This window comes from Priestia sp. FSL P4-0332, from assembly GCF_038005845.1.
In the GTDB taxonomy this organism is placed as follows: Bacteria; Bacillota; Bacilli; order Bacillales; family Bacillaceae_H; genus Priestia.
Genome location: NZ_JBBOUA010000001.1, coordinates 730576 through 754294 on the forward strand (window position 1 = coordinate 730576; position 23719 = coordinate 754294).

Consider the following 23719-nt stretch of genomic DNA (forward strand, 5'->3'; position numbering starts at 1 on the left):
CAAATAATGTTACAATTTGTCCAGTGTATCCCCGTTTCGCATTAAATATAATAAGGGATAACGTTAGTATTTATCACATACTAGAAGGAATCGTCACAAACGCCTTTATATTTCAGAAAATTCAAACAAAATTTGTTTTTTGGAATGAACTTATTTTATGAAAAGGGGTTTTATGGATGAAAACACAAATTGAGCAAGATGGAATTGTGACGCTCACAGATGAGACGCACAACCAGCTGAGCGGCAGTGACCTTTGGAATGAGGATTTACGTCCGACTACGATGAAAGAGCATTCTTGGAAAGGAGTTAACTTTGCCACGCTTTGGATTGGGATGTGTCTGTGTATTCCAGCTTACACAATGGCGAGCGGAATGATGACGCTTGGAATGAACTGGTGGCAAGCAATTGGTACAATCTTTTTAGGAAATGTTATTGTTCTTATTCCTATTTTGCTTAATTCTCACGCTGGAACCAAGTTTGGCATTCCTTATCCAGTATTTGCCCGCCTGTGGTTTGGAGATAAAGGAGCACATATCCCAGCACTGGCTAGGGCCATTGTGGCTGCTGGGTGGTTTGGAATTAATACATGGATTGGAACGGAAGCAATTGATACGCTCCTAAGCGCTTCGTTTTCGTCTTGGAACGGTTTAGCTGGTCATACAGCCATTGTATTTGCTCTTTTTTGGCTTTTAAATGTAGGAGTAGCATATAAAGGACCGCAAGCGATTAAAGTGTTAGGAGCGATTGCTGCTCCGGTTATTGGTATTTCAGCTATTATTCTTTTTATATGGGCTTATACAAACTCGGGAGGGTGGGGCCCCATTTTATCTACGCCTTCTAAATTTACATCAACCAGAGAATTTCTAGCCGTATTTTTCCCAGCTTTAACGGGAGTTATTGCATTTTGGGCGACGCTCGCTTTGAACATTCCGGATTTCTGTCGATATGCTAGAAGTCAGAAATCTCAAATGGTTGCACAAACCTTCTCTTTACCGTTGACAATGAGTATTTTTTCATTTATTGGGATTGCTGTTACCTCAGCAACAATCGTTATATTTGGAGAAGCTATTTGGGATCCAGTGGCCTTAGTAGCTAAATTCCCTCCGTTTATCATTTTCTTAGGAACAATCGTTATCGTGCTTTCTTCTTTAACGATTAATGTGGGAGCAAATATCGTCGCGCCAGCTCGTGCAATTGAGAATCTGAATCCAAAGAAAATCACGTTTGCGATGGGGGCGCTAGTGACCGGTATTTTTGCTATTTTACTTCAGCCATGGTACATCATGTCTAATTTCGGGAACTATATTTTCGGCTGGCTTGGAACATACGGAGCGCTGCTTGGCCCTATAGACGGCATCGCCATTGCTGACTACTGGCTTGTAAGAAGGAGACAGATGGCATTAAAGGATTTATATGAGGTAAACGGTCGCTACAGTTATTCAACAGGTTTTAATAAAAACGGTATTTATGCATTAGTAATTGGCGTGGCCATACCCGTTTTAGGCTTACTGATTCCTGGACTGCGCTTTTTATGGGATAATGCCTGGACATTTGGTCTATTCATTTCTATCATCGTTTACACGTATCTCATGAAAGGAGATAAAAGCGTATTAGCGCCGGGGGAATATGAAGAAATAACGTTAAAAACAAGCGAAAAACCGATTATCGACAGTCAAACGGCTGATCCAACCATCACCAAATAAATAAGATGAATCCAATCATTAACATGATTGGATTTTTTTATGAGTTAAAATTGTATGGAAGAAAATTGATAAAATTTTTTTGAGTTTTTTTGTTGATTTAAGAATTTTTTTTTCATATAATTTAAGTAATAAAAAAATGAAATCGTTTTCTAAAATAATTGATGTAAACGATTTCGATAATTGGAACTTATTTTTTAAAAAATTCACAGGGTGTAGAGCTTTTTTGCTACATAGAGAAAGCGTTTACTTAAAGGGAAGGTGGAAAGCAAGATGGATGCATACTTATTAGCTATTACAGTTGCCGCAATTGTTATTGTTATTGTAGGTGTTTCAGTTTTTAAATGGCATGCGTTTATTAGTTTAACGGTTGCGAGTTTGTTTTTGGCAATTGCTTCTGGGTTATCAATGGATAAAATTGTTGGCGCTTACGAAACGGGAGTGGGCGGTGTTTTAGGCCACTTAGTAGGAATTTTAGCGTTGGGAACAATTTTAGGTAAGCTGATGGCCGATTCAGGTGCCGGCATGCAGGTAGCGGATTATTTCGTAAGAATATTCGGTGTGAAAAGACTGCCATGGGCGATGCTAGTAGCAGGTTTCATTATTGGTATTCCTGTTTTCTTCGAAGTAGGAATTTTAATTCTACTGCCTTTAGTTATTTCCATTCATAAAACGACAAAACAAAATATATTATTGATTGCTCTGCCGGTTATTGCAGGATTATCAATTGTTCACGGTCTCGTTCCTCCTCATCCAGGAGCGATGGCAGCTATTAGTATTTACGGAGCAAATACGGGGAAAGTGCTTTTATACGCATTAATCATTTCAATTCCAGCTGCAGTTATCGCTGGACCAGTTTTTGCAAAATGGATTCACAAACGAGTGATTCCAGAAGGAGAACCTGATCTAATTCGTGTTACGACAACATCAAAAGATCTTCCTGGTACAGGCGTTTCATTCTTTGTCATTTTACTGCCCGTTCTATTAATGGTCTTAGCAGCTATAGCACCTGTTATTAACGGATTGCCAAGCGGCGTAGTGAAGTTTGTAGAATTAATAGGAAGTCCATTAATTGCACTTTTAATTGCTTGTTTTGCAGCGTTTTACCTGCTTGGAAAACGTCAAGGTATGACAAAAGATGTGATTAAAAAACTAACGGAAGAATGTTTGCTTCCTGTAGGATCTATTGTCTTAATTATTGGTGCAGGGGGTGGCTTCAAACAAGTATTAATTGATAGCGGAGTAGGTACAACGATTGGTCAAATGTCTGAACATCTATCTCTATCACCACTTGTGCTTGCATTTTTAATTGCTGGATTAATCCGTATTGCTACAGGTTCAGCAACAGTTGCATTAACAACAGCGGCTGGTATTGTCTCCCCAATCATTGAGCACATGTCCGGTGTTAACTTAGAACTGCTTGTTATCGTTACGGGTGCGGGTTCACTAATGTTCTCTCACGTTAATGATGCTGGCTTCTGGATGGTGAAGGAGTATTTAGGATTAACAGTGAAAGAAACGTTCAAAACATGGACCGTTCTGGAAACGCTTCTATCCTTTATTGCTTTTGCAGGAGCACTTATTCTAAATGCATTAATTTAAAAATAAGACTCTTTTACTCTATGTAAAAGAGTCTTATTTTTTTATGAAAGAAAAGAATTTACAAGAAAAATAATCAAAATATTTTATTTATTCGTTAAATTATGGCAAAATAGAAATAGAAGAATAATAGCTTCTAAGAAGGGAATGACAGAGAGTGAGTAATCAACTAGTATTTTTCACAAACTTTTCAGAAGGAAAATTAGATTCAGACGTTTCTTGGTATTGTCCACCAGCTCAATTTCAAATTGACACAGAAACGAATCGATTAGTGATTAAAACAGACGCTAAAACGGATTTTTGGCAGCGTACTCATTATGGCTTTGAAGCGGACAATGGACACTTTCTTTACCGTGAAGTAGAAGGCGACTTTGAAATCATGACAAAGGTGCATACATATCCAGTTAATCGCTACGATCAAGCAGGTCTCATGATTCGTGTATCAAAAGATACGTGGATCAAAACGTCAGTTGAATACAATCCCGATGGTCCTAACCAATTAGGAGCAGTCGTAACCAACCAGGGCTTCTCAGATTGGTCCAGTCAAAATTTTACTCAAAACAAATCAGCGCTTTATTTTAAAATTCAGCGTAAAAACGATGATTACACCGTTTGTTATTCAAGTGATGGAGATTCTTGGACTCAGCTCCGACTCGCTCACTTATTGAACTCAGCCAAAGAACCTGTTCAAGTTGGTATTTATGCCTGCAGTCCTCAAGGAGCAGGGTATGAAGCCCAATTTGATTTTATAAAAGTAGAAAAAATGTAAATAAAAACCACGATTTAGCCACAGCTAAATCGTGGTTTTTATTTAGAAAGCGCATTATCTAAAGGCTGTGTGGCAGAAGCGGATGTCGGTTGATTGTGTAAAGCAATTTTTTGCTTGAAGTAGCTGATGACAAAACCTGTAATAGCAATGGATATAACAGAGAAAATTCCTTTTGAAAGTCCAATTGAATACATGCTCGACAGCACGACAAGGAAATCAAATGAAAAATTCACTTTTCCAGGATCCCAGCCGAATTTTCGCTGTGCGAATAACGCTAGAATATTAGCACCGCCGAGAGAAGCTCCGTTCATAAATAAAATGGATAAGCCAAGGCCGGCAATTAGTCCGCCCGTAACAGCACCCATCAGGCTGGGAAGTGTAAAAGAAGGAAGCAAGTGATCGAGTGAAGTGAGAAGCGATAGCAAAGACACTGATCCTATAGTTGTGGCGGTAAATTTCCATCCCATTTGAAAGAAGGAAAAGAGATAAAAAGGAATATTAATGAGAAAAAAGATCACCGCAAACGATAAGGGAAGGGCATATGATAAGCTAAGAGACAGACCAGCTGTTCCCCCCGTCACTACGTGAGAGTGCCGCAAGATAAGAACACCAATACTTGCAATCGTACATCCAAGAATAATCCATAAAACTTTTTTCATAAATAAACCCCTTTGTTTGTTTTTTCGGAATTTTCATTTTCAATCATCTACTTTAATGATAGGATATTAAATAAAGAAAACACATGTATAAATGAAGGAAATAATACTTGTTCTGTTATCAACTTGAATAAAGATTTTATTTATTATATTCATTTTGAAAGGAAAGGTTTGTATGGATCAAATCGATGCACAACTATTGTCTATTTTGCAAAGGGACGGACGTATGACGATTAGTGATTTATCAAAAAAGCTGGCTCTTAGCCGTCCAAGCGTATCAGAAAGACTTCAGCGTCTTCAGGAACGAGGAGTGATCCAGCGTTTTAGCGCTACGGTGTCTCCGAAAGCTTTAGGAAGAGATACACAGCTGTTTATTCAAGTAAGCGAATTAAAAAGAAAACCGGAGGAATTTGAAGACTTTATTGAGCAAAATGAAGACGTGCTTGAATGTCATCGCGTAACTGGACCGGTTTCTTACTTTATCAAAGCAGCCGTGTCTGGAATGGATGGACTTAGAATGCTAGTGGATGAACTGATTCCTTATGGAAATGTGAATACCTCAATTATTTTAAAGTCGCCTGTAGAAAACAGGATGATTACTCCTGTACAAAAACCGGCCCCATAAGAGGCCGGTTTTTCGTGTAAGGAGATATTAATAAAATCCTTTAATAATATAAAAATGATTTTGTAAAATATCAGGTATTTCTTCTTCTGAAACGTTCCTTTTCGTCTTTTTTTCTCCATCTGTTACAGTTAGCGTTTCACCAGATAGGGTAATGCGCCCTATAGGGGTTGCGATCGTAACAAGACGTTTGTGTACAAACGGAGAATCGGCTGACGTTTGATTGAACTCACACATGGGAGTAAAGTCAGTCAGTTTCTTAGGAAGCGTAGACACACGGTACAGCGTTTTCCATACATCATCTTCCCATCGCTGCAAATCATACATATGCTCAGCAACGTTTGTCATACGATAAGAGCCGCTTACATCTCTTACTACTTCGCCATTTAGAGGCATTGGTTTGCGCACAGAATCTCCGAATCCAACGTCTACGATGTAAGATTGATTTTCAACCATCACAAGGTTTGTAGCGTGACTTCCTTCAATGGTCCACGTGCCGTCGGGTTTTTTGACGGTAGCTGAAACGTAAGAGACTTCATATCCGCTTTCTTTTAACAGCCAGCCAAATAGACCGTTTAATTCGTAGCAAAATCCTCCACGCAAATTTACAATTACTTTTTGAAAAATTCGTTCTAAATCAATTATGATAGGGGTTTGAGACAGAACATCTAAGTTCTCAAAAGGAACATGAAGCATGTGTTTGTTCTGTAAAGCAGCTAAGCTTTCATACGTTGGGCTATCCGGTTTCTTAGCTAAAAACCGACTAAAATAATAATTAATATTCATCAAATGCACCTCTTAGTAAATCATTTCTCTCTGTCTTTAGCAGAACGTTCATGGAACAGCGCTTTTTCAAGTGTTTCTTTGGAAGCGAATCCTTGAAATACACGGCTGCCAATTTTTAAAGTTGGTACTTTCGTTACATGAGCATCTTCATACGCATGAACTAAGCTATCTTTATGAACTTGTTCGAACGTCCGGTCTTTTAAGATACGTGTAAATATTTCTTGATCTAAATGCAAGGAATCAGCGATTTCTGCTAAGACTTCAATCTGGCTAATATCTTTTTCCTCTTCCCAATAAGCTTTAAAAACAGCATCTATATAGGCAATTTCTTGACCATGTTTTTTAGCAAAATGAAAGCCTTCATGTGCTAAATGAGTGCGCGGGACTGGAGGCATGTCCGGCATATTTATTTCTACGTGCAGCTGTTGTGCTAAGGGAGCTATCGATTGATTCCAAGGTCTCTCTAAAAAATCTTCTATTTGCTCCATCTGCTGGGCTGGCTCAGGACAAAGTTCAAAAGGCTTCCATTCAATCTCAGCTTTTTGTTCTTTAATGACTTCTCTTAAAGGCTTAGTGGCTAGAAAACATAGTGGACAGACAAAATCAAAATAAAATTCAATATGCGCTTTCATCCCGTCACGCTCCTTTATGGCATGTTTTTATTTTATCAAAAGTAAAGACGATCCTTCCAACTTGGGAACTGTGGAAAAATAGTTGACAAAATTGGATAACTCTTTCTATAATAAAGTCAATACATATCACGAGCGATTAGTTCAGTGGGAGAATACATCCTTGACAGGGATGGGGTCGGGGGTTCGAATCCCTCATCGCTCATACCAAAGCCGTTTTCTTATTAATAAGAGAGCGGCTTTTCTCTTTTGTTTGACAAATCAATGCTATATTAAATCTTGAGCGCGTATAGAAGAATTAAAGTATAATGAAACATAGTGCATCAGGTCATGATAAAGATAATCACTAATTTAAAATAAATGAGGGTACAAAATGAATCAAAGAAGTTTTAGTCAATATGGTCTTAGTGACAAGGTAGCTAAGGCGCTTTCTAGCCTGCAATACAATCATCCCACGGAAGTACAAAGCAAGGTACTTCCCATCGCGCTAGAAGAAAGAGATGTGGTCGTGAAGTCTCAAACAGGAAGTGGAAAAACGGCTTCCTTTGGTATTCCACTGTGTGAATTAGTTAATTGGGAAGAAAATAAGCCCCAGGCCTTAGTGTTAACACCGACACGAGAGCTGGCTGCGCAGGTAAAAGAAGATATTACTAATATCGGCCGTTTTAAGCGAATTAAAGCAGCAGCTGTCTACGGAAAATCACCATTTGCCAAGCAAAAAGTAGAGTTAAAGCAAAAAACACATATTGTTGTAGGTACGCCTGGACGAGTGCTTGATCATATAGAAAAAGAAACGCTTGCATTAGAGAAAATTCGTTATTTGGTTATTGATGAAGCAGATGAAATGCTAAATATGGGTTTTATTGACCAAGTAGAAGCAATTATTCAACATCTTCCTAGTGAGCGTGTAACGATGCTTTTCTCCGCTACGCTTCCTGAAGATATTGAAGAGCTTTCTCGCAAGTATATGAAAAAGCCGGTTGATGTTGAAATCAAAGCAAATGGATTAACGACAAGTACGATTGACCATTCTGTTATATCAGTAGAAAACGAACATAAATTTGAACTGCTGAAAGACGTAACCACAGTAGAAAACCCTGACAGCTGCATCATTTTTTGCCGCACGCAAGAGCAGGTAAATACGCTGTTAGATGATTTAGATGATTTTGGGTATCCTTGTGATAAAATTCACGGGGCAATGGTGCAAGAAGACCGTTTTGAGGTTATGAATGATTTCAAAAAAGGTAAATTCCGCTATTTAGTGGCGACAGATGTAGCTGCGAGAGGAATTGATATTGATAATATCACACACGTTATTAACTACGATCTTCCGTTAGAAAAAGAAAGCTACGTTCACCGTACAGGAAGAACGGGACGTGCCGGTAAAAAAGGGAAGGCTATCACATTTGTAACGCCTTATGAAAAGAGAATGCTATCGGAAATTGAGGAATATATCGGCTTTTCAATTCCAACATCTACTCCTCCTTCTAAAGAAGAAGTACAGCAGGCAGCATCCGCTTTTACTGAAAAAATTAATGAGCGTCCAGAAGTTAAAAAAGATAAAAGCGAGTCATTAAATAAAGACATTATGAAGCTGTATTTTAACGGAGGAAAGAAAAAGAAAATTCGAGCGGTCGATTTTGTAGGAACAATTGCGAAATTAGACGGAGTAACCGCGGACGATATTGGAATTATTACGATTCAAGAAAACGTCTCTTATGTGGAGATTCTGAATGGAAAAGGTACCAAAGTGTTACAAGCAATGAAGAACAAGACAATTAAAGGAAAGAAATTAAAAGTTCATAAAGCGATTAAATAGCAGAGGGAAGTCCATCTTTTTAAAGATGGGCTTTATTTATACAGCCAATAAAGGAGTTGAGAGTATGAAGTACATAAAAGAAGCGTGTGTAGAAGGGTATGAGCAGGCAAAAAAAGCAGAGAAGCTAGGAGCAGACCGCATTGAATTATGTGACAATCTCAGTCAAGGAGGCACTACGCCAAGTTACGGCACCATTCAATATGCAAGCGAACATCTTGATACAGATATCAACGTGATTATTCGCCCAAGAAGCGGTGATTTTATATATTCCGAAGCAGAATTTCAAATTATGAAAAAAGACGTTAAAGCATGTAAAGACCTTGGAGTAAACGGAGTAGTATTTGGCATTTTAACAGAAGAAGCTGAAATCGATTACGGACGCACTAAAGAGTTAATAGCAGAAGCTCATCCTTTAAGCGTTACGTTTCATATGGCATTTGATGAGATTAAAGATAAATACAAAGCCATTGATATACTTAGTGAATTGGGAGCAGACCGTATTTTGACCAAAGGAGGGAAAGGATCTGCTTTGCAAAATCTGCATATGATCCGAGAATTGATCACATATGCTAATGAACGTATTATTATTTTGCCCGGCGGAGGAATTCATGAAGGCAACGCAGAGCGGGTTATGAAAGAAACAAAAGCAGCTGAATTACACGGAACAAAAATTGTAGGAGATTTATCTCCTTAAATAAAAAGAGGCTGGGACAAAAGCATTTTAGTCCAAGTGAAAAACGAACCATTAATCAATATGTTTGATTCGTGGTTCGTTTTTTTTGATGGTGAATATAGTTTCATCTGTTTCGTTCCTTCTAGCAGGTGATTGGAGGGCAAGGCGAAGACTCCTGCGGGCTCAGCGGCCGCCCGCGGAAAGCGAAGCCTTGCACGGAAATCAACTGCGGTGTAATAAGCAGTCCAGCTCATCTATCTCATTTGTTCATCTTTAGGTTGGATTCATTTAGTTATGTCTCAACCTCTTTTATTTTGATGTATTTTCTTTTGCTGCTAAGCCGCTCGTCACTTTTGTACGCTGAAAGAAAAAAGAACCTACGACGAGTACAGCAATTAAAAGAGTTAAGAAGAACTGAGAACGTAATGAATCAATAAATGCCATGGCAATAAAAATACTAGTGATGGCAAGGATTGTAGCGTAAGTTAAGTAAGGAAATAACCACATTTTAATTTTTAATGCTTCAGGATTTTCTTTTTCATATTTTTTTCTCATTTTAATCTGTGAAAATGCAATAACAAGATATACAAGAAGCGCTACGCCGCCTGATGCATTCACTAAAAACAAAAAGATTTTGTCCGGTGAAATGTAGTTAAAGATAACGCTAATGTACGAGATAACTGTACATGCTAATATCGCACTAACTGGTACGCCTTTTTTATTTAATTTTGAAAAACTTTTTGGCGCATCGCCGTTTTGAGACATGGAAAACAGCATGCGAGAACTTGTATACAGACCAGAATTCAGACAGGAAAGAACGGCTGTTAAAATAATAAAGTTCATAATTTGAGCTGCGGCCGGTACATTTACTAATTCAAGAATAGATACAAATGGGCTTTTCATTAGGCTTGACGAATTCCACGGAAGAACCGTTACTAAAATAAAAATAGAGCCTAAATAGAAAAACAAAATGCGATAAATAACGGTATTGGTCGCGATGGTAATGGCTTTTTCAGGCTGAGACGATTCACCTGCTGCGGTTGCGACAATTTCTGTTCCCATAAAGGAGAACATGACAAGGGCAATTCCTAAAAATACAGAGCTAATTCCATTCGGTAAAAAGCCGCCTTTGTGCAAAAGGTTGGAAGTGCCGGGAGAATCAATTCCTGGAATGAATCCACAAATAATAGCTATACCTAAAAGTAAAAAAAGAACGATACTGACGACTTTAATGAGGGAAAACCAATATTCAAATTCTCCGAAAGATTTAACAGAGTACAGATTGGTCATCGTTAATAAAAAAGTAAGAGCCAGGCTTACTCCCCAAGACGGCAAAGACGGGAACCAGTATTGAATAATATTTGCACCTGCAATAGCTTCAACAGCAATAACGATAACCCAGAAAAACCAGTAGAGCCAGCCAATCGTGTAGCCTGCCCAAGGGCCTAATGCCTCTTTTGCATAAGTGGAAAAAGAACCGCTGGAAGGATTTGCAGTAGACATTTCTCCAAGCATTCGCATGACTAAAATAACGAGCAAACCAGCAAACGCGTACGAAAAAATAGATCCCGGTCCAGCGGTGTTAATGAGTGATCCGCTTCCGATAAACAATCCAGCCCCGATAATTCCTCCAAGAGAAATCATGGTGATATGCCGGATCTTTAACTCTTTTTTTAACTGTGGCTGTGGATGGCTGTTCATTTGTAACCTCCTATATAACCTGAATTTTTAGTTAATATAGAGAATTATAGTATGTTGTAAGACGTATGGACAGAATGTTGTTAGAGGTTCTTTCATACAAAAAACGGATATGAATTGTTGCATTCATATCCGGCTTACTCTGACACAGACATTCATTATGCGTATAAAGTACCTGATTAGCGTTTTTTTTCTTTTTCATAATAAGCAATGTAGATGAATTTCTTATGAATGGTAGCTGAAAATAAGCTGAATGATTGTTTCAAATAAGTTAATCAAAAGAGGTATACATCCTATTAAAGGATAATGTGGAATGATATTCAAACTCTCTGCAAAGCGTTAAATGCGGGTTTCCCTTTCTGAAAACGGGTATATATAGTAGTAAGAAGTTTATTCTTTTGCTAAGTATAAAAGAAAGATGTGCTATAGAAACAGGAGGTTATAAATAATGAAACATGTTGAAGTAGTAGAAAGCGGAGCGGATATTAACGAAGCAATTAATCAATTTGCAGACAAAGGTTTTGAGAAAAATGAAGTATACGTGTTTACTTATGACAAGGAAGATTCTAAAAATTTAACAGAAGTAACGGACACAAATATTATTCGACTGTCTGAAGAAGGTCCTTTACATTCAGCAGCGAGTTTATTTTTAACAAGAGAAGATGAGCTTCGAACAAAAATGGCTTCACTAGGCTTATCAAAAGACGAAACAAAGAAATATGAAGAAGAGTTAAAGAAAGGCAGTGCGATTGTAGTGGCTGCTACAGGGGAGAGAAAAGACATTTAATTTTAATAGAGGCTAGGGCAAAAGTAGTTTAGTTAAAGGAAGATCCGAACGCGTTTGATTCTTGATGGAGAACCAAACGCGTTCGGATTTTTTGTGGGGACAGTGTAACAATTGATCTATACGAGCTTCTTTATCTCATTTGTTCGTCTTTAGATTCAATTGATTTCGTTATGTCTCACACTTTTTTTGTTTTTTCCACTATATGATTGATAAAACTAATGGTATTAGTTAAAATAAAAACTAATACCATTAGTTTTTATTTTGATAATAGGGGATGAGGAAATGAGAATAGTTCGTGAGAAAATGTTGTATCAACTGACGTTTTTGCCTCGTTTTTTTCCAGTGAATTGTTATTTAGTTGAAGAAAAAGATAGCCTTACATTAATTGATGCAGCTCTTCCGTACAGCGCGTCAGGTATTTTGAAAGCTGCAGATCGAATTGGAAAACCGATTACGCGAATTGTTTTTACACATACTCATGAAGATCACATCGGGGCGATTGATACTTTGAAGAAAAGTTTACCGAATGCTTCTGTTTATATGTCGCAAAGAGATTATCGATTATTTTCAGGAGATTTAACACTCGATTCTGAAGAACCTCAAAACCCAATCCGTGGAGGAGTACCAAAGCTAGGAAAGATCTCAACTGAAGTTGATCATTTCATTGAAGAAGAGTCTTACATAGGCTCACTTGCTCCTATTTTTACACCTGGACATACACCTGGGTCTATGTCTTTTTTAGACCAGAGAACGAACGCATTAATTGCGGGAGATTCTTTCCAAGTGCGAGGAGGAGTTGCGGTATCAGGTCAGTTAAAGCCGCTGTTTCCGTTTCCCGCTTTTGGAACGTGGAGTAAGGAGCTGTCACTTAAAAGTGCAGAAAAGCTATATCAACTAAACCCGTCACTTCTTGCTGTTGGACACGGAAGACTCCTTTCTCGGCCGCTGAAATTGATGGGAAAAGCAATACAACAAGCAAAAGTGAAAATGGAAAAAAGGGGATGAAGGGATGTCGCCACGACAGGGACTAGATTTTAAAAAGGTTATTCAAACAGGTGGAAATTTGGCCAATCGTGAAGGGTTTTATGCTGTTACAATTGCTTCATTAGCCAAAGAATTAGATGTTCGTCCACCGTCTTTATATAATCATATAAAAGGATTAGAAGAGCTGCGCAAAGAACTGGCTTTAAGTGGACTGCAGCAGCTATATCATCTTTTAAAAAGTGCTGTTGAACATGCTTCTGCAGAAGACGCTGTTTATCAGCTAAGCAAAGCGTACGTTTCATTTGTAAGAAAGTCTCCGGGAATATACGAAGCAACAGCAACAGTAGCACCAAGGATACAAGATGAAGAAGTACAAAAAGCATCTGATAACATTGTGCTTTTAGTGCTGGATGTGTTGAAACCGTATCATCTTCCAGAAGATGAAGCCCTTCATGCTGTTAGAAGTCTTCGCAGCATTTTACATGGATTTGCTTCTTTGGAGCAAAAAGGGGGATTTGGAATGCCTTTAAGCACTGATGAGACCCTGGACTTTTTAATTCGTACGTTTGTATTGGGGCTACATCGGTATGAAGAGACCACATAAATTCTATTAATGCCACTAAGCCTAACGCTTTAGTTAAAATTGAAAAAAAAGAGAAAGAATGATAGATTACAAATAAAGACATTTATTCCTATTGTTTTAGGGTTGTTACTGATGAAGCAGGCAAAACCTAAGCTGCAAGGACAGAAAAGGTAGTTTCTGTTTGTTGCTGTTTAGGTATTTTTTGTTTTTGTTTAAAATAACCGGCCCTTTTGATTTGTTTTATAAGGGGGGAAATCTTCTGAGAATGGAGAGAAGCAAACATGCTTAATTCAAGAATGATCGTTATATTAAGAGAACTAATGTCCGTACAGTCTACATTATCAACCGTTACGAGCGAATATTTGGCAACAGTAAATCAAGTATCTTCTCGAACTATTCGAACGGATATAAAACAGCTAGATGACATTTTGTCTCAGTACGGGGCTAAAATTAAATCAGCTCGAGGGACAGGATATGAACTTAGCGTTTTAGATGAAAAACAGTTTCATCAGCTATTAAAAGAACTTTCAGCTAATCAATTATTTGATACAGCGTCTATTCCAACCGTTCCTGATGAACGCGTGCATTATTTGATCAAAAGATTGCTGCTAGCAGACGGATATTTGAAGCTCGAAGATTTAGCAGACGAGTTGTATATTAGCAAGTCAACGGTTCAAAACGATTTAAGAGATGTTAAAAAACAGCTGTGTAAGTATGATATCCTTTTAGAAAAACGTCCTAACTATGGCTTGAAAGCTAAAGGGGACGAAATGAAAATGAGATTTTGTATGTCTGAGTACATATTCAACCGAAAAGATAAAGAAGTAGATATGGTACACAATGAAATATCTATCCTGCCCCAAGAATCAATCTTAACGATTAAAGCCCACATTTTAAATCAAATAAAACGATACAATATTATGGTTTCAGACATTGGATTAAACAATTTAATCATTCATTTGGCTATAGCTTGTAAGCGAATACAAGAAGAAAATTTTATCTCTTTGTATTCAGAAGACCTGCTTGAGATTATGGAGCACAAAGAATATGAAGTAGCAGCTGAAATTGTACGAGAAATTGAAAAGGCATTCAAGGTTCGTTTTCCGAAGTCAGAAACAGCGTATATCGCCATTCATTTGTTAGGGACAAAAATGCTCAATAATGGCAATCATGAAGAAAAAGAAGTGAAGCAGTTTATTGATACAAATATTTATGAATTAACAGCGGCTATATTAGAAGCAATTGAAAAGGAGCTTCATTTAGAAATTAGTGAAGATTCAGAGCTGATCCTTGGTATGAGCTTGCATTTGAAACCGGCTATCAACCGCTATAAATATGGAATGAATCTACGAAACCCAATGCTTGAAGGGATTAAGAGCCATTACCCTCTGGCTTTTGAAGCTGGAATTATAGCTGGAAAGGTACTAAAAAATCGCCTTGAAATCGACATGCATGAAACAGAAATTGGCTATTTAGCTTTACATATTGGAGGTGCCATTGAACGTCGGAAAATTATCAATCAGCCTAAGCGCTGTTTGATTGTATGCGCATCGGGAGTAGGGAGTGCCAAGCTATTATCATATAAGCTGCAGGCTACGTTTGGATTAAATCTGACTATTTTAGGAACAACGCAGTATTATAAGCTTCACCAAATGTCGCTGCACTCTTTAGATTTTATTGTTAGTACCATTCCAATTCCAGATCATCTTCCTGTTCCTGTAGTACAAGTAAGTACTATTCTAGGAAACAGTGATTTTAAAAAAATTGATTGTTTAATGAAGAACAAACCGCAGCCTTCATTAGAATACACAAAAAAAGAATTGGTATATTTACAGCAAGAATTTCAAACAAGAGAAGAAGTGCTTCATTTTTTAGGAGAGAAATTAACTCATCTAGGACTAGTTCCTTCTCAATTTATAGAATCTGTTTTTGAAAGAGAAGCTGCATCACCAACAAGTTTTGGCAATCTCGTTGCGATTCCTCATCCTATGGTTCCTCAAACGGATACGACGTTTTGGGCCATTTGTACGTTGAAAAAACCGATTATGTGGGAAGGAAACCTCGTACAATTTATTTGCCTTTTAAGTGTAAAAGCGAATAATCAAGGCGATTTGCAGAAGATGTACAGTTTGTTAGTCCGCGTTGTGGATGATAAGCAGGTCGTGCAGCGCTTAGTAAAGTGCAAGGATTATGAGGAATTTATAGAGGTGTTTATGAAAAATATTAGATAAAAAAAGAAGTCTAAGAGAGGGGCTTCTTTTTTATCTGAATGTTCAAACATATTTTTTCCGTTAGTAGCGGAAAAAGGTTGTGTATAAATGTAAGCGCTTTTATTTTAAGATAAAACTATCAACAAAACAGATAGCAAAATAAAAAACGGGGGAATGACAAATGAATATTCTATTATGTTGTGCAGCTGGAATGTCTACAAGTTTACTAGTAACAAAAATGGAAAAAAGCGCTCAGGAGCAAAGCACGGAGTATAAAATTTGGGCGGTTCCTGGTGACTCTGTTCGCAACCATATTGATCAAGCGGATGTTCTTTTATTAGGACCTCAAGTGCGCTACTTGCTGCCGCAGCTTAAAAAGCTAGGTGAAGAAAAAGGAGTGCCAGTTGACGTTATAAATCCTGTTCACTACGGAACGTGTAATGGAGAACAAGTGTTAAAATTTGCAGTTCAACTAGTTTCAAAATAGGAGTGTGGACTACATGAGCAAATTTAATAGTATGCTTGAAAGCAAAGTAATGCCTATCGCTGGAAAAATGGCGGGTCAACGCCATTTACAAGCACTTCGAGACGGTATTGTTCTGACAATGCCGCTCATTATTATCGGTTCAGTATTTTTAATACTGTCGAATTTACCGATACCAGGTTATAACGACTTTATGGCAGGGATTTTCGGAAAAGAATGGGCAACAAAAATGGCCTATCCAGTTGGAGCTACATTCGATATTATGGCGCTGCTTGCTTGTTTCGGAATAGCCTACCGGTTAGCTGAAAAATACGGAGTAGATGCTTTGTCCGCAGGGGCTATTTCACTTGCTGCTTTTTTACTTGCTACTCCGTATAAAGTGTCCTTTCTCCCAAGTGGAGCCAAAGAAGCTATTTTAGTAGACGGCGGAATTCCAACCGCTTTAATGGGAAGTAAAGGACTCTTTGTAGCAATGATTGTCGCGATTCTCTCTACGGAAATTTACAGATGGTTTATTCAAAAAGACATTATCATCAAGATGCCTGATGGAGTTCCTCCCGCTGTTGGAAAATCGTTTGCTGCTCTTATTCCTGGCTTTACGGTAATAGCATTTATTTGGATTTTACGTTTGTTAGTAGAACAAACGCATTTTGGAAGTCTGCATAATATCGTTGGAGAATTGCTTGGAAAGCCTTTAGGTGTGTTAGGCGGCAGTTTAGGCGGTACGCTAGTTGCCGAACTTGTTATTATGCTCATGTGGTCATGTGGACTTCATGGAGCGAATATTGTCGGTGGAATTATGGCTCCCATTTGGTATGGAGCTATGGATGAAAACCGAATTGCATTTGCTAATCATGAAGCATTACCAAATATTTTTACACAGCAGTTCTTTGATATTTGGATTAATATCGGAGGCAGCGGAGCCACGTTAGCTCTAGTTGTAGCTATGATTTTAAAAGCACGCAGTCAACAAATGAAGCAGCTTGGTAAGTTAGGAATAGGACCAGCTCTTTTTAATATCAATGAGCCGATCATCTTTGGACTTCCGATGGTGATGAATCCAATGATGCTTATTCCGTTTATTATTACCCCTCTTGTGACGGTAGTAGCAACCTATATTGCGATGTCGACAGGACTGGTAGCAAAACCAGCAGGTATTGCGGTTCCTTGGACTATGCCTCCGATTATTTCTGGCTATTTGGCAACAGGAGGGGAATTATCGGGTGCAGTTATGCAAGCTATTAATATCGGAATCTCTGTTTGCATTTATTATCCTTTCTTTAGAATGTGGGATAAACAAAAATTCACTGAAGAAAATGGTATACAGCCTGCAGCTGAAGGGGTACCAAGTGATACAAAGAAAGATATTGTGTGAGGAGGGATAAAGGATGGAAGGCATTCAAGAATATATTTTTAAATTAATCTTACACGGTGGAAACGGCAGAAGTTCAGCCATGGAAGCGATAGCAGCTGCCAAAAGCGGAAATTTTTCAGAAGCACGTGAAAAGCTTACACAAGCTGCAGAAGAATTAAATGCTGCTCATCATATCCAAACGTCGTTAATTCAAGGTGAAATTAGAGGGGAAAGCACAGAAATTTCTCTGCTCATGATTCATGCTCAAGATCATTTAATGAATGCGATGACGATAAAAGAAATGGCTACTGAATTTGTAGATTTATATGAAGCAATCAAAATTTCTGGGGGGATTACACTATGACAAAAGGTATTAAGATTGTAACGATTGGCGGAGGTTCAAGCTATACGCCTGAACTAATAGAAGGATTTATTAAACGATACGATGAACTTCCAGTTCGAGAACTGTGGCTAGTAGACGTTGAAGAAGGAAAAGAAAAGCTAGAGATTGTTGGTAATTTGGCGAAACGAATGGTGAAAAAATCAGGTTTGCCAATTAATGTTCATTTAACGTTAGATCGAAGAGAAGCACTAAAAGATGCGGATTTCGTAACGACTCAATTTCGCGTTGGTTTGTTAGATGCACGAGCGAAAGATGAAAGAATACCGCTTAAATACGGGGTGCTTGGTCAAGAAACAAATGGACCGGGCGGATTATTTAAAGGACTTCGCACGATTCCCGTTATTTTAGATATCTGCCGTGACATTGAAGAGTTATGTCCAGAAGCTTGGCTGATTAACTTCACAAATCCTGCAGGTATGGTAACAGAAGCTGTGCTCCGCTATAGTAACATTAAAAAGATTGTAGGGCTTTGTAATGTACCAATCGGAATGGAAATGGGGATTGCTAAGCTGCTTGATGTAGATCACTCCCGCATTCGAATTGATTTTGCTGGTTTAAATCACATGGTCTATGGATTAGATGTATATGTAGATGGTGTAAGCGTTAAAGATCAAGTTATTGATTTATTGAGTGATCCAACTAACAGCAGCTTTGTGAAAAATGTAGCGGGACTTGGATGGGAGCCAGAATTTACAAAAGCCCTAAATGCGTTAACGTGTCCATATCACATGTACTATTATAAAACGCGTGAAATGGTAGAAAAAGAGCTTATTAATTATGAAAAAGGTGAAACGAGAGCAGAAGTCGTAAAACAGTTGGAAAAAGAGCTGTTCGAACTGTATAAAGATCCTAATCTAGACATTAAACCGCCTCAATTAGAACAGCGCGGCGGAGCCTATTATAGTGATGCAGCCGTTCGATTGATTACATCCATTTACACGGATAAAGGCGATATTCAGCCCGTAAATACTATCAATAATGGTGCCATAGCAAGCATTCCTGCTGATTCTGCCGTAGAAGTAAGCTGTATTATTACAAAAGATGGACCGAAGCCAATTTCAGTCGGCGACCTTCCTGTACCTGTACGAGGTCTTGTTCAAACAATTAAGTCATTTGAGCGTGTTGCAGCTGAAGCAGCAGTGACCGGAGATTATGACAAAGCTATTTTAGCATTAACCATTAATCCTCTTGTGGCTTCTGATAAGCTAGCTAAGCAAATTGTCGATGAGATGCTAGAAGCTCATAAAGATTACTTGCCTCAATTTTTTAAAACGGTTCAAGCTTAAAATCAAGCTGTGCGAATACAGTACGTATTCGCACAGCTTTTTTTCTATTTGTAAAGCTAGATTTCTGCCACCATCAATGTAACAATATAAAATAGAAACGGACAGCAAAGGGTGGCTAGAAATGATTCATTTATTAATTATGATGGTAGAACGAGTCGGAGTTATTGTCATCTTAGGTTTTTTGCTGGCACATACAAAAGTTTTTCGGCAATTTCTCCGCAAACAGCAAGGGTATAAAGGAAAAGCTGTACTTATTTTTATTTTTTCTCTTTTTAGCATTATTAGTAACTACACGGGAATTGAAATTCAAGGAACAATTATTCGAAATGAAGACTTATTATTAAAAGTAGATCCATCAAGCTCGATTGCAAATACACGAATTATGGGTGTGGAAATGGGCGGTCTGCTTGGCGGTCCATTTGTTGGTTTAGGAGTAGGAATACTTGCTGGCGTTCATCGTTTTATGTTAGGAGGGAGTACGGCGTTTAGCTGTGCAGTTTCATCCGTTTTAGCAGGGGTGTTAACTGGATATATCGGCTATGCCTACCGGAAAAAACATCGAACGATTACACCGCGCTTTGCTGCACTTGTAGGCATAGCGATGGAAACGCTTCAGATGCTGATTATTTTATTATTTGCTAAACCGTTTGATTCGGCATGGACGCTAGTGAGTATTATTGCTATTCCAATGATTATTGTAAATGGCACAGGAAGCTATATTTTCTTATCTATTATTCAGTCCATTTTACGGCAAGAGGAACAAATGAGAGCGCTTCAGACACACAAAGTATTATTAATCGCGGATCAAACTCTTCCACATTTTCGTCAGGGTCTCACTAGTGAATCATGTGAAAATGTTGCAAATATTATTCATCGCTTCACAGGTACGGATGCTGTTTCGCTAACTGATACGCACAAAATTTTAGCTCATGTAGGGGAAGGAATTGATCATCACGTTCCTTCGCATAGTTTAATTACCGGGCTGTCTCACGAAGTGCTGAAGACAGGAAAAATTATGAAAGCAAAATCGAGAGAGCAAATTGATTGTCAGCATAAAGACTGCCCGCTTCATGCCGCTATTGTGATGCCGCTTACTTCTCACGGTACTACCATTGGAACACTAAAAATGTACTTTAAAGATGCGAGCGGGTTAAGCCGGGTGGAGGAAGAGCTGGCAGAAGGATTGGCTAAACTTTTTTCAACTCAGCTAGAGCTCGGCGAAGCAGAGCTTCGAAGTAAATTGCTAAAAGATGCGGAGATTAAAGCTTTACAGGCACAGGTGAATCCTCACTTTTTATTTAATGCCATTAATACGATATCGGCGCTGTGCAGACAGGACGTAGAAAAAGCCAGAAAGCTGCTTTTGCAGTTAAGCATTTATTTTCGTTCCAATTTGCAAGGTGCAAGGCAGCTGTTGATTCCGTTATCAAAAGAGCTTGATCATGTCCACGCGTACTTATCGCTTGAACAAGCCAGGTTCCCTAATAAATACGAAATTGACATGTATATTGAAGAAGGGCTAGATGATGTCTTGCTTCCGCCATTTATTCTTCAAGTGCTTGTGGAAAATGCCATTCGGCACGCGTTTCCGCGTAAACAAAAGCACTGTCGTGTAGAAGTTTATATTGAGACAAAAGATAAATATGTATACGTAAAGGTAAAAGACAATGGACAAGGTATAGACACAAAACGATTGCAAATGCTTGGCAATCAGCCCGTTTTTTCAGAAAAAGGAACGGGGACGGCTCTTTACAATATTAAACAACGTTTGCATGGATTGTTTGGAAAAGAAACAACGCTGGAGTTTGACGTAACAGAAGGAACAGCGGTTTCGTTTGTTATACCAATTGAATTAAAAAGCGAGGGTATGTAATATGCTGCGAGTACTAATAGTAGATGATGAAATGTTAGCGCGAGATGAATTAAAATATTTATTACATCGAACGAAAGAAGTAGACTTCATTGAAGAAGCTGAAAGTATCGAAGAGGCGTTGGATAAAATGATGGATGAAAAGCCGGATTTATTATTTTTAGATATACAATTGTCAGATGACAGCGGTTTTGATATTGCTAAAAGGCTTAAAAAAATGAAAAATCCGCCAGCTATTATATTTGCAACCGCGTACGATCAGTACGCTTTACAAGCCTTTGAAGTAGATGCAATTGATTACATTTTGAAGCCTTTTGATGAAGAAAGAGTGATGCAGGCTATTCATAAATATAAAAAAATGCGTGTTCCTCATCCCGCTGTAAAAGAAGAAGAATCGATAGGAGAGTCTTCTTCTCAAACTGGAAAGTTAGCGATTTCTGTAGATGATTCGATTGTGTTGGTGAGTATAAAGGACATCTTGTTTGTAGGATTAATAGAAGGAGAAGTCACCATTCAGACCATAACAGAATCCTACCATACTGCTGATACGCTTGCTATGCTAGAAAAAAAGCTCCCTTCTCAGTCGTTTAGTCGTGTGCACAGGGGGTATATCGTCAACGTAAATCATATTTCCGAAGTACAGCCTTGGTTTAATTCTACGTATAATTTAGTAATGAAAAACGATGAGCGAGTTCCTGTCAGCCGTACATATGCTAAAGAATTGAAGAAACGTTTAGGAATTTAAGGAAAAAGCAGCTTGCGTATGCATTTTGGCAAGCTGTTTTTTGCATTTCAAGGCTCGATTTTTGTAAGTGAGCACAAATATTTGACTCTTTAATTTGAAAACGCTTTCTTATTGATTTTCATTTTATATAATGAAGTCAACAAACAGAGAGAGGTGAAAGAAATGAGTGCTAAAAAAGTGTATGGCTTTTTAACACAAGCATTTATTTTTTCCGTAATTATGTTGATTTCAGATTTTATTGCAGAGCATTTGCCTTTTCCAATGCCTGCTTCAGTCATTGGACTTGTGCTGTTATTTCTTGCACTCTGCTTGAAGATTATTAAACTAGAGCAAGTTGAATCACTGGGAACGGCTTTAACTTCTTTGATCGGATTTTTATTTGTACCAGCAGGTATTTCTGTTATGAATTCATTAGGTGTTATGCAGCAGTACGGCATTCAAATTTGTTTAGTTATTATCGTGGCAACGATTATTTTGTTAGGCGTTACAGGCTTATTTTCACAGCTTATACTTGGCATGACAAAAGATAATAAAGCAAAAGAAGAAATAAAAGATGCAGATATGAGTGAAAAAACGAAAAAACAAGGTATTGCTTAACATCAATTATAAAGAGACAAGGTGGTTGGAAAGATGAATCCGTATTTTGGAATCGTGGTTTCTTTAGCTGCGTACGGCATTGGAACGTATTTATTTAAAAAGTCAAAAGGTTTTTTCTTATTTACTCCTTTATTTGTGGCAATGGTACTCGGAATTGCTTTTTTGAAAATTGGTCATTTTTCTTATGAGGAATATAGCAGCGGCGGGAAGATTATCAGCTTCTTTTTAGAACCGGCAACAATTGCTTTTGCCATCCCTTTATATAAGCAAGCCGATAAATTAAAAAAGTACTGGTGGCAAATTCTTTCTTCTATTGCGGTAGGGTCAGTTTGTTCGGTAGCGATTATTTTTGCGATTGCTAAAGGTATTCATATGGATGAAGTTGTGATGAAATCAATGCTTCCACAAGCAGCTACAACAGCGATTGCGCTGCCATTGTCTCAAGATATTGGAGGGATTCCTGCTATTACTTCCTTTGCTGTTATTTTTAATGCAGTCATCGTATATGCGCTGGGCGCTTTATTTTTAAAAGTATTCAAGGTGAAGAATCCAATTTCGAAAGGATTAGCTCTTGGAACTTCTGGGCATGCGCTGGGAGTAGCCGTAGGGATTGAAATGGGAGAAGTAGAGGCAGCCATGGCAAGTATTGCAGTTGTTATTGTAGGCGTTGTCACAGTTGCCGTTATTCCACTTTTTGTTCAGCTAGTCATGTAACAAAAGCCTGAAGGAGTCAGAGGTTTTCTGACTCCTTCAGGCTTTTGTTTGTTAATTAATACACCACTCCAAAATGTCGTGATGCGCAGTTTTGACAGGTTGTATGGTCAAAAAGACTCTCAGGAATGATAAATTCAAAACAAAATTGACATTGTTTGAATTGACTTTGTCTATAAAACATTGTCTCTAAGAAAATAGCTGTAATATGTTCAGTTATGTGCTTATGGGAACGTTGTTCTAAAGTGGACCATGGAATAGACTGATGCTCTATGTAAATCGGACAGGAAGTATAGGGTGTATCCCATTGAATGGCTTGATATCCAAACGTAAGGCCATGATGAGCTGCTGATGTAAATATGATTAGGTTTTGATGGAATTCTGGCAGAGGTAATTCTAGTTTTTGATCTTTAAGCGATCTCGTTTTGGAATGAAGGTTATACAATTTAATTTGAAAATGAATCCACTGAGTGGCGTGAACGGTTATTGACATGTTTTAAACCTCCAATTCAGACTCTTTCTTTTATCATAATTGATTTCAAAATAAATAAATAGTAGGCAAAAAGAAGATAACAAAATTTTATATAGATTACTTATAAGGCGTAGGGAAAGGTGATATAAGCATAGCATCCTTTTTTCTACCCCTTTTTAAAGTATAGTAATCTTCTATATAAAAGCTTGCTTTCAACGAATGGTATCGGCGTATTCATACGCTTTAAACAGATTTTAATGTTAGAAGTTATAACAAGGTTCA

At 38.0% G+C, this 23719-nt stretch carries 23 protein-coding genes and 1 tRNA gene; 19 read left to right on the forward strand and 5 right to left on the reverse strand.

Annotated features, from left to right (window positions below; all coding sequences use genetic code 11):
• The first annotated feature begins 176 nt into the window (after window positions 1-176).
• From MKY06_RS03875 to MKY06_RS03885, 3 genes are all read left to right on the forward strand, one after another.
• On the forward strand, window positions 177-1703 hold the full coding sequence (locus MKY06_RS03875; RefSeq protein WP_097813387.1) for an NCS1 family nucleobase:cation symporter-1: 1527 nt from the start codon (window positions 177-179) through the stop codon (window positions 1701-1703).
• A gap of 270 nt (window positions 1704-1973) precedes the next feature.
• Window positions 1974-3302 carry a GntT/GntP/DsdX family permease gene (locus tag MKY06_RS03880; RefSeq protein WP_013055464.1) on the forward strand — a complete coding sequence of 443 codons (1329 nt, stop codon included), beginning with the start codon at window positions 1974-1976 and terminating at the stop codon, window positions 3300-3302.
• Window positions 3303-3456: 154 nt separating this feature from the next.
• Window positions 3457-4068, forward strand: a complete 612-nt coding sequence (locus MKY06_RS03885) for a DUF1349 domain-containing protein (protein ID WP_013055465.1) — start codon at window positions 3457-3459, stop codon at window positions 4066-4068.
• Window positions 4069-4106: 38 nt separating this feature from the next.
• On the opposite strand, the gene MKY06_RS03890 is transcribed toward MKY06_RS03885, so the two are convergent.
• Window positions 4107-4727, reverse strand: a complete 621-nt coding sequence (locus MKY06_RS03890; protein ID WP_029324789.1) for a YitT family protein — start codon at window positions 4725-4727, stop codon at window positions 4107-4109.
• A 172-nt stretch (window positions 4728-4899) separates the two neighbouring features.
• On the opposite strand from MKY06_RS03890, the gene MKY06_RS03895 reads away from it, so the two are divergent.
• Window positions 4900-5349 carry an Lrp/AsnC family transcriptional regulator gene (locus MKY06_RS03895; protein ID WP_013055467.1) on the forward strand — a complete coding sequence of 150 codons (450 nt, stop codon included), beginning with the start codon at window positions 4900-4902 and terminating at the stop codon, window positions 5347-5349.
• Between the two features lie 27 nt (window positions 5350-5376).
• On the opposite strand, the gene MKY06_RS03900 is transcribed toward MKY06_RS03895, so the two are convergent.
• Window positions 5377-6132, reverse strand: coding sequence for an arylamine N-acetyltransferase family protein (locus MKY06_RS03900; protein WP_013055468.1), 756 nt, complete (start codon window positions 6130-6132; stop codon window positions 5377-5379).
• A gap of 20 nt (window positions 6133-6152) precedes the next feature.
• The gene (locus tag MKY06_RS03905; RefSeq protein WP_029324791.1) at window positions 6153-6764 is read right to left on the reverse strand and encodes a DsbA family oxidoreductase; all 612 of its coding nucleotides are present in this window, start codon (window positions 6762-6764) and stop codon (window positions 6153-6155) included.
• Between the two features lie 130 nt (window positions 6765-6894).
• On the opposite strand from MKY06_RS03905, the gene MKY06_RS03910 reads away from it, so the two are divergent.
• The 3 genes from MKY06_RS03910 to MKY06_RS03920 all read left to right on the forward strand — a co-directional run bounded on the left by MKY06_RS03910 (window position 6895) and on the right by MKY06_RS03920 (window position 9274).
• Window positions 6895-6966, forward strand: a tRNA-Val gene (locus tag MKY06_RS03910).
• 168 nt (window positions 6967-7134) lie between these two features.
• Complete coding sequence (locus tag MKY06_RS03915) at window positions 7135-8580, forward strand: DEAD/DEAH box helicase (RefSeq protein WP_098278235.1); 1446 nt, start codon at window positions 7135-7137, stop codon at window positions 8578-8580.
• Between the two features lie 64 nt (window positions 8581-8644).
• Window positions 8645-9274 carry a copper homeostasis protein CutC gene (locus MKY06_RS03920; protein ID WP_013055471.1) on the forward strand — a complete coding sequence of 210 codons (630 nt, stop codon included), beginning with the start codon at window positions 8645-8647 and terminating at the stop codon, window positions 9272-9274.
• 288 nt (window positions 9275-9562) lie between these two features.
• On the opposite strand, the gene MKY06_RS03925 is transcribed toward MKY06_RS03920, so the two are convergent.
• Entirely contained in the window at window positions 9563-10954 is a 1392-nt protein-coding gene (locus MKY06_RS03925) for an amino acid permease (protein ID WP_063670565.1), read from the reverse strand.
• 445 nt (window positions 10955-11399) lie between these two features.
• Here MKY06_RS03925 and MKY06_RS03930 point away from each other — a divergent pair, with 445 nt between their 5' ends.
• The 12 genes from MKY06_RS03930 to lrgB all read left to right on the forward strand — a co-directional run bounded on the left by MKY06_RS03930 (window position 11400) and on the right by lrgB (window position 22968).
• Window positions 11400-11738, forward strand: a complete 339-nt coding sequence (locus MKY06_RS03930) for a general stress protein (RefSeq protein ID WP_013055473.1) — start codon at window positions 11400-11402, stop codon at window positions 11736-11738.
• Window positions 11739-12020: 282 nt separating this feature from the next.
• The gene (locus MKY06_RS03935; protein ID WP_098278236.1) at window positions 12021-12743 is read left to right on the forward strand and encodes an MBL fold metallo-hydrolase; all 723 of its coding nucleotides are present in this window, start codon (window positions 12021-12023) and stop codon (window positions 12741-12743) included.
• 4 nt (window positions 12744-12747) lie between these two features.
• Complete coding sequence (locus MKY06_RS03940) at window positions 12748-13326, forward strand: TetR/AcrR family transcriptional regulator (RefSeq protein WP_013055475.1); 579 nt, start codon at window positions 12748-12750, stop codon at window positions 13324-13326.
• A gap of 260 nt (window positions 13327-13586) precedes the next feature.
• Complete coding sequence (locus tag MKY06_RS03945; RefSeq protein ID WP_098278237.1) at window positions 13587-15536, forward strand: BglG family transcription antiterminator; 1950 nt, start codon at window positions 13587-13589, stop codon at window positions 15534-15536.
• Window positions 15537-15696: 160 nt separating this feature from the next.
• Window positions 15697-16002, forward strand: coding sequence for a PTS sugar transporter subunit IIB (locus tag MKY06_RS03950; protein WP_013055477.1), 306 nt, complete (start codon window positions 15697-15699; stop codon window positions 16000-16002).
• Window positions 16003-16015: 13 nt separating this feature from the next.
• A complete protein-coding gene (celB, locus tag MKY06_RS03955) occupies window positions 16016-17374 on the forward strand; it encodes a PTS cellobiose transporter subunit IIC (protein ID WP_340960258.1) in 1359 nt (452 codons plus the stop codon).
• A 13-nt stretch (window positions 17375-17387) separates the two neighbouring features.
• Complete coding sequence (locus MKY06_RS03960; protein WP_013055479.1) at window positions 17388-17717, forward strand: PTS lactose/cellobiose transporter subunit IIA; 330 nt, start codon at window positions 17388-17390, stop codon at window positions 17715-17717.
• Complete coding sequence (locus MKY06_RS03965; protein WP_013055480.1) at window positions 17714-19042, forward strand: 6-phospho-beta-glucosidase; 1329 nt, start codon at window positions 17714-17716, stop codon at window positions 19040-19042. The genes MKY06_RS03960 and MKY06_RS03965 overlap by 4 nt, the downstream gene beginning before the upstream one ends.
• A gap of 121 nt (window positions 19043-19163) precedes the next feature.
• Entirely contained in the window at window positions 19164-20915 is a 1752-nt protein-coding gene (locus tag MKY06_RS03970; protein ID WP_013081809.1) for a sensor histidine kinase, read from the forward strand.
• A 1-nt stretch (window position 20916) separates the two neighbouring features.
• A complete protein-coding gene (locus tag MKY06_RS03975; protein ID WP_013055482.1) occupies window positions 20917-21657 on the forward strand; it encodes a LytR/AlgR family response regulator transcription factor in 741 nt (246 codons plus the stop codon).
• A 162-nt stretch (window positions 21658-21819) separates the two neighbouring features.
• A complete protein-coding gene (lrgA, locus tag MKY06_RS03980; RefSeq protein WP_013055483.1) occupies window positions 21820-22254 on the forward strand; it encodes an antiholin-like murein hydrolase modulator LrgA in 435 nt (144 codons plus the stop codon).
• Between the two features lie 33 nt (window positions 22255-22287).
• On the forward strand, window positions 22288-22968 hold the full coding sequence (gene lrgB / locus MKY06_RS03985; protein ID WP_013055484.1) for an antiholin-like protein LrgB: 681 nt from the start codon (window positions 22288-22290) through the stop codon (window positions 22966-22968).
• A 55-nt stretch (window positions 22969-23023) separates the two neighbouring features.
• On the opposite strand, the gene MKY06_RS03990 is transcribed toward lrgB, so the two are convergent.
• The gene (locus tag MKY06_RS03990; RefSeq protein WP_016763097.1) at window positions 23024-23458 is read right to left on the reverse strand and encodes a hypothetical protein; all 435 of its coding nucleotides are present in this window, start codon (window positions 23456-23458) and stop codon (window positions 23024-23026) included.
• Between the last annotated feature and the right edge of the window lie 261 nt (window positions 23459-23719).

Bases quoted from the DNA above. Each gene is read 5' to 3' on its own strand.
- MKY06_RS03925 (WP_063670565.1), bottom strand. From the start codon at position 10,954: ATGAACAGCCATCCACAGCCACAGTTAAAAAAAGAGTTAAAGATCCGG.
- MKY06_RS03890 (WP_029324789.1), bottom strand. From the start codon at position 4,727: ATGAAAAAAGTTTTATGGATTATTCTTGGATGTACGATTGCAAGTATT.
- MKY06_RS03920 (WP_013055471.1), top strand. From the start codon at position 8,645: ATGAAGTACATAAAAGAAGCGTGTGTAGAAGGGTATGAGCAGGCAAAA.
- MKY06_RS03895 (WP_013055467.1), top strand. From the start codon at position 4,900: ATGGATCAAATCGATGCACAACTATTGTCTATTTTGCAAAGGGACGGA.
- MKY06_RS03940 (WP_013055475.1), top strand. From the start codon at position 12,748: ATGTCGCCACGACAGGGACTAGATTTTAAAAAGGTTATTCAAACAGGT.
- celB (WP_340960258.1), top strand. From the start codon at position 16,016: ATGAGCAAATTTAATAGTATGCTTGAAAGCAAAGTAATGCCTATCGCT.
- MKY06_RS03960 (WP_013055479.1), top strand. From the start codon at position 17,388: ATGGAAGGCATTCAAGAATATATTTTTAAATTAATCTTACACGGTGGA.
- lrgA (WP_013055483.1), top strand. From the start codon at position 21,820: ATGAGTGCTAAAAAAGTGTATGGCTTTTTAACACAAGCATTTATTTTT.
- MKY06_RS03875 (WP_097813387.1), top strand. From the start codon at position 177: ATGAAAACACAAATTGAGCAAGATGGAATTGTGACGCTCACAGATGAG.
- MKY06_RS03990 (WP_016763097.1), bottom strand. From the start codon at position 23,458: ATGTCAATAACCGTTCACGCCACTCAGTGGATTCATTTTCAAATTAAA.
- MKY06_RS03970 (WP_013081809.1), top strand. From the start codon at position 19,164: ATGATTCATTTATTAATTATGATGGTAGAACGAGTCGGAGTTATTGTC.
- MKY06_RS03880 (WP_013055464.1), top strand. From the start codon at position 1,974: ATGGATGCATACTTATTAGCTATTACAGTTGCCGCAATTGTTATTGTT.
- MKY06_RS03900 (WP_013055468.1), bottom strand. From the start codon at position 6,132: ATGAATATTAATTATTATTTTAGTCGGTTTTTAGCTAAGAAACCGGAT.
- MKY06_RS03975 (WP_013055482.1), top strand. From the start codon at position 20,917: ATGCTGCGAGTACTAATAGTAGATGATGAAATGTTAGCGCGAGATGAA.
- MKY06_RS03945 (WP_098278237.1), top strand. From the start codon at position 13,587: ATGCTTAATTCAAGAATGATCGTTATATTAAGAGAACTAATGTCCGTA.
- MKY06_RS03965 (WP_013055480.1), top strand. From the start codon at position 17,714: ATGACAAAAGGTATTAAGATTGTAACGATTGGCGGAGGTTCAAGCTAT.
- MKY06_RS03915 (WP_098278235.1), top strand. From the start codon at position 7,135: ATGAATCAAAGAAGTTTTAGTCAATATGGTCTTAGTGACAAGGTAGCT.
- MKY06_RS03905 (WP_029324791.1), bottom strand. From the start codon at position 6,764: ATGAAAGCGCATATTGAATTTTATTTTGATTTTGTCTGTCCACTATGT.
- MKY06_RS03930 (WP_013055473.1), top strand. From the start codon at position 11,400: ATGAAACATGTTGAAGTAGTAGAAAGCGGAGCGGATATTAACGAAGCA.
- lrgB (WP_013055484.1), top strand. From the start codon at position 22,288: ATGAATCCGTATTTTGGAATCGTGGTTTCTTTAGCTGCGTACGGCATT.
- MKY06_RS03935 (WP_098278236.1), top strand. From the start codon at position 12,021: ATGAGAATAGTTCGTGAGAAAATGTTGTATCAACTGACGTTTTTGCCT.
- MKY06_RS03950 (WP_013055477.1), top strand. From the start codon at position 15,697: ATGAATATTCTATTATGTTGTGCAGCTGGAATGTCTACAAGTTTACTA.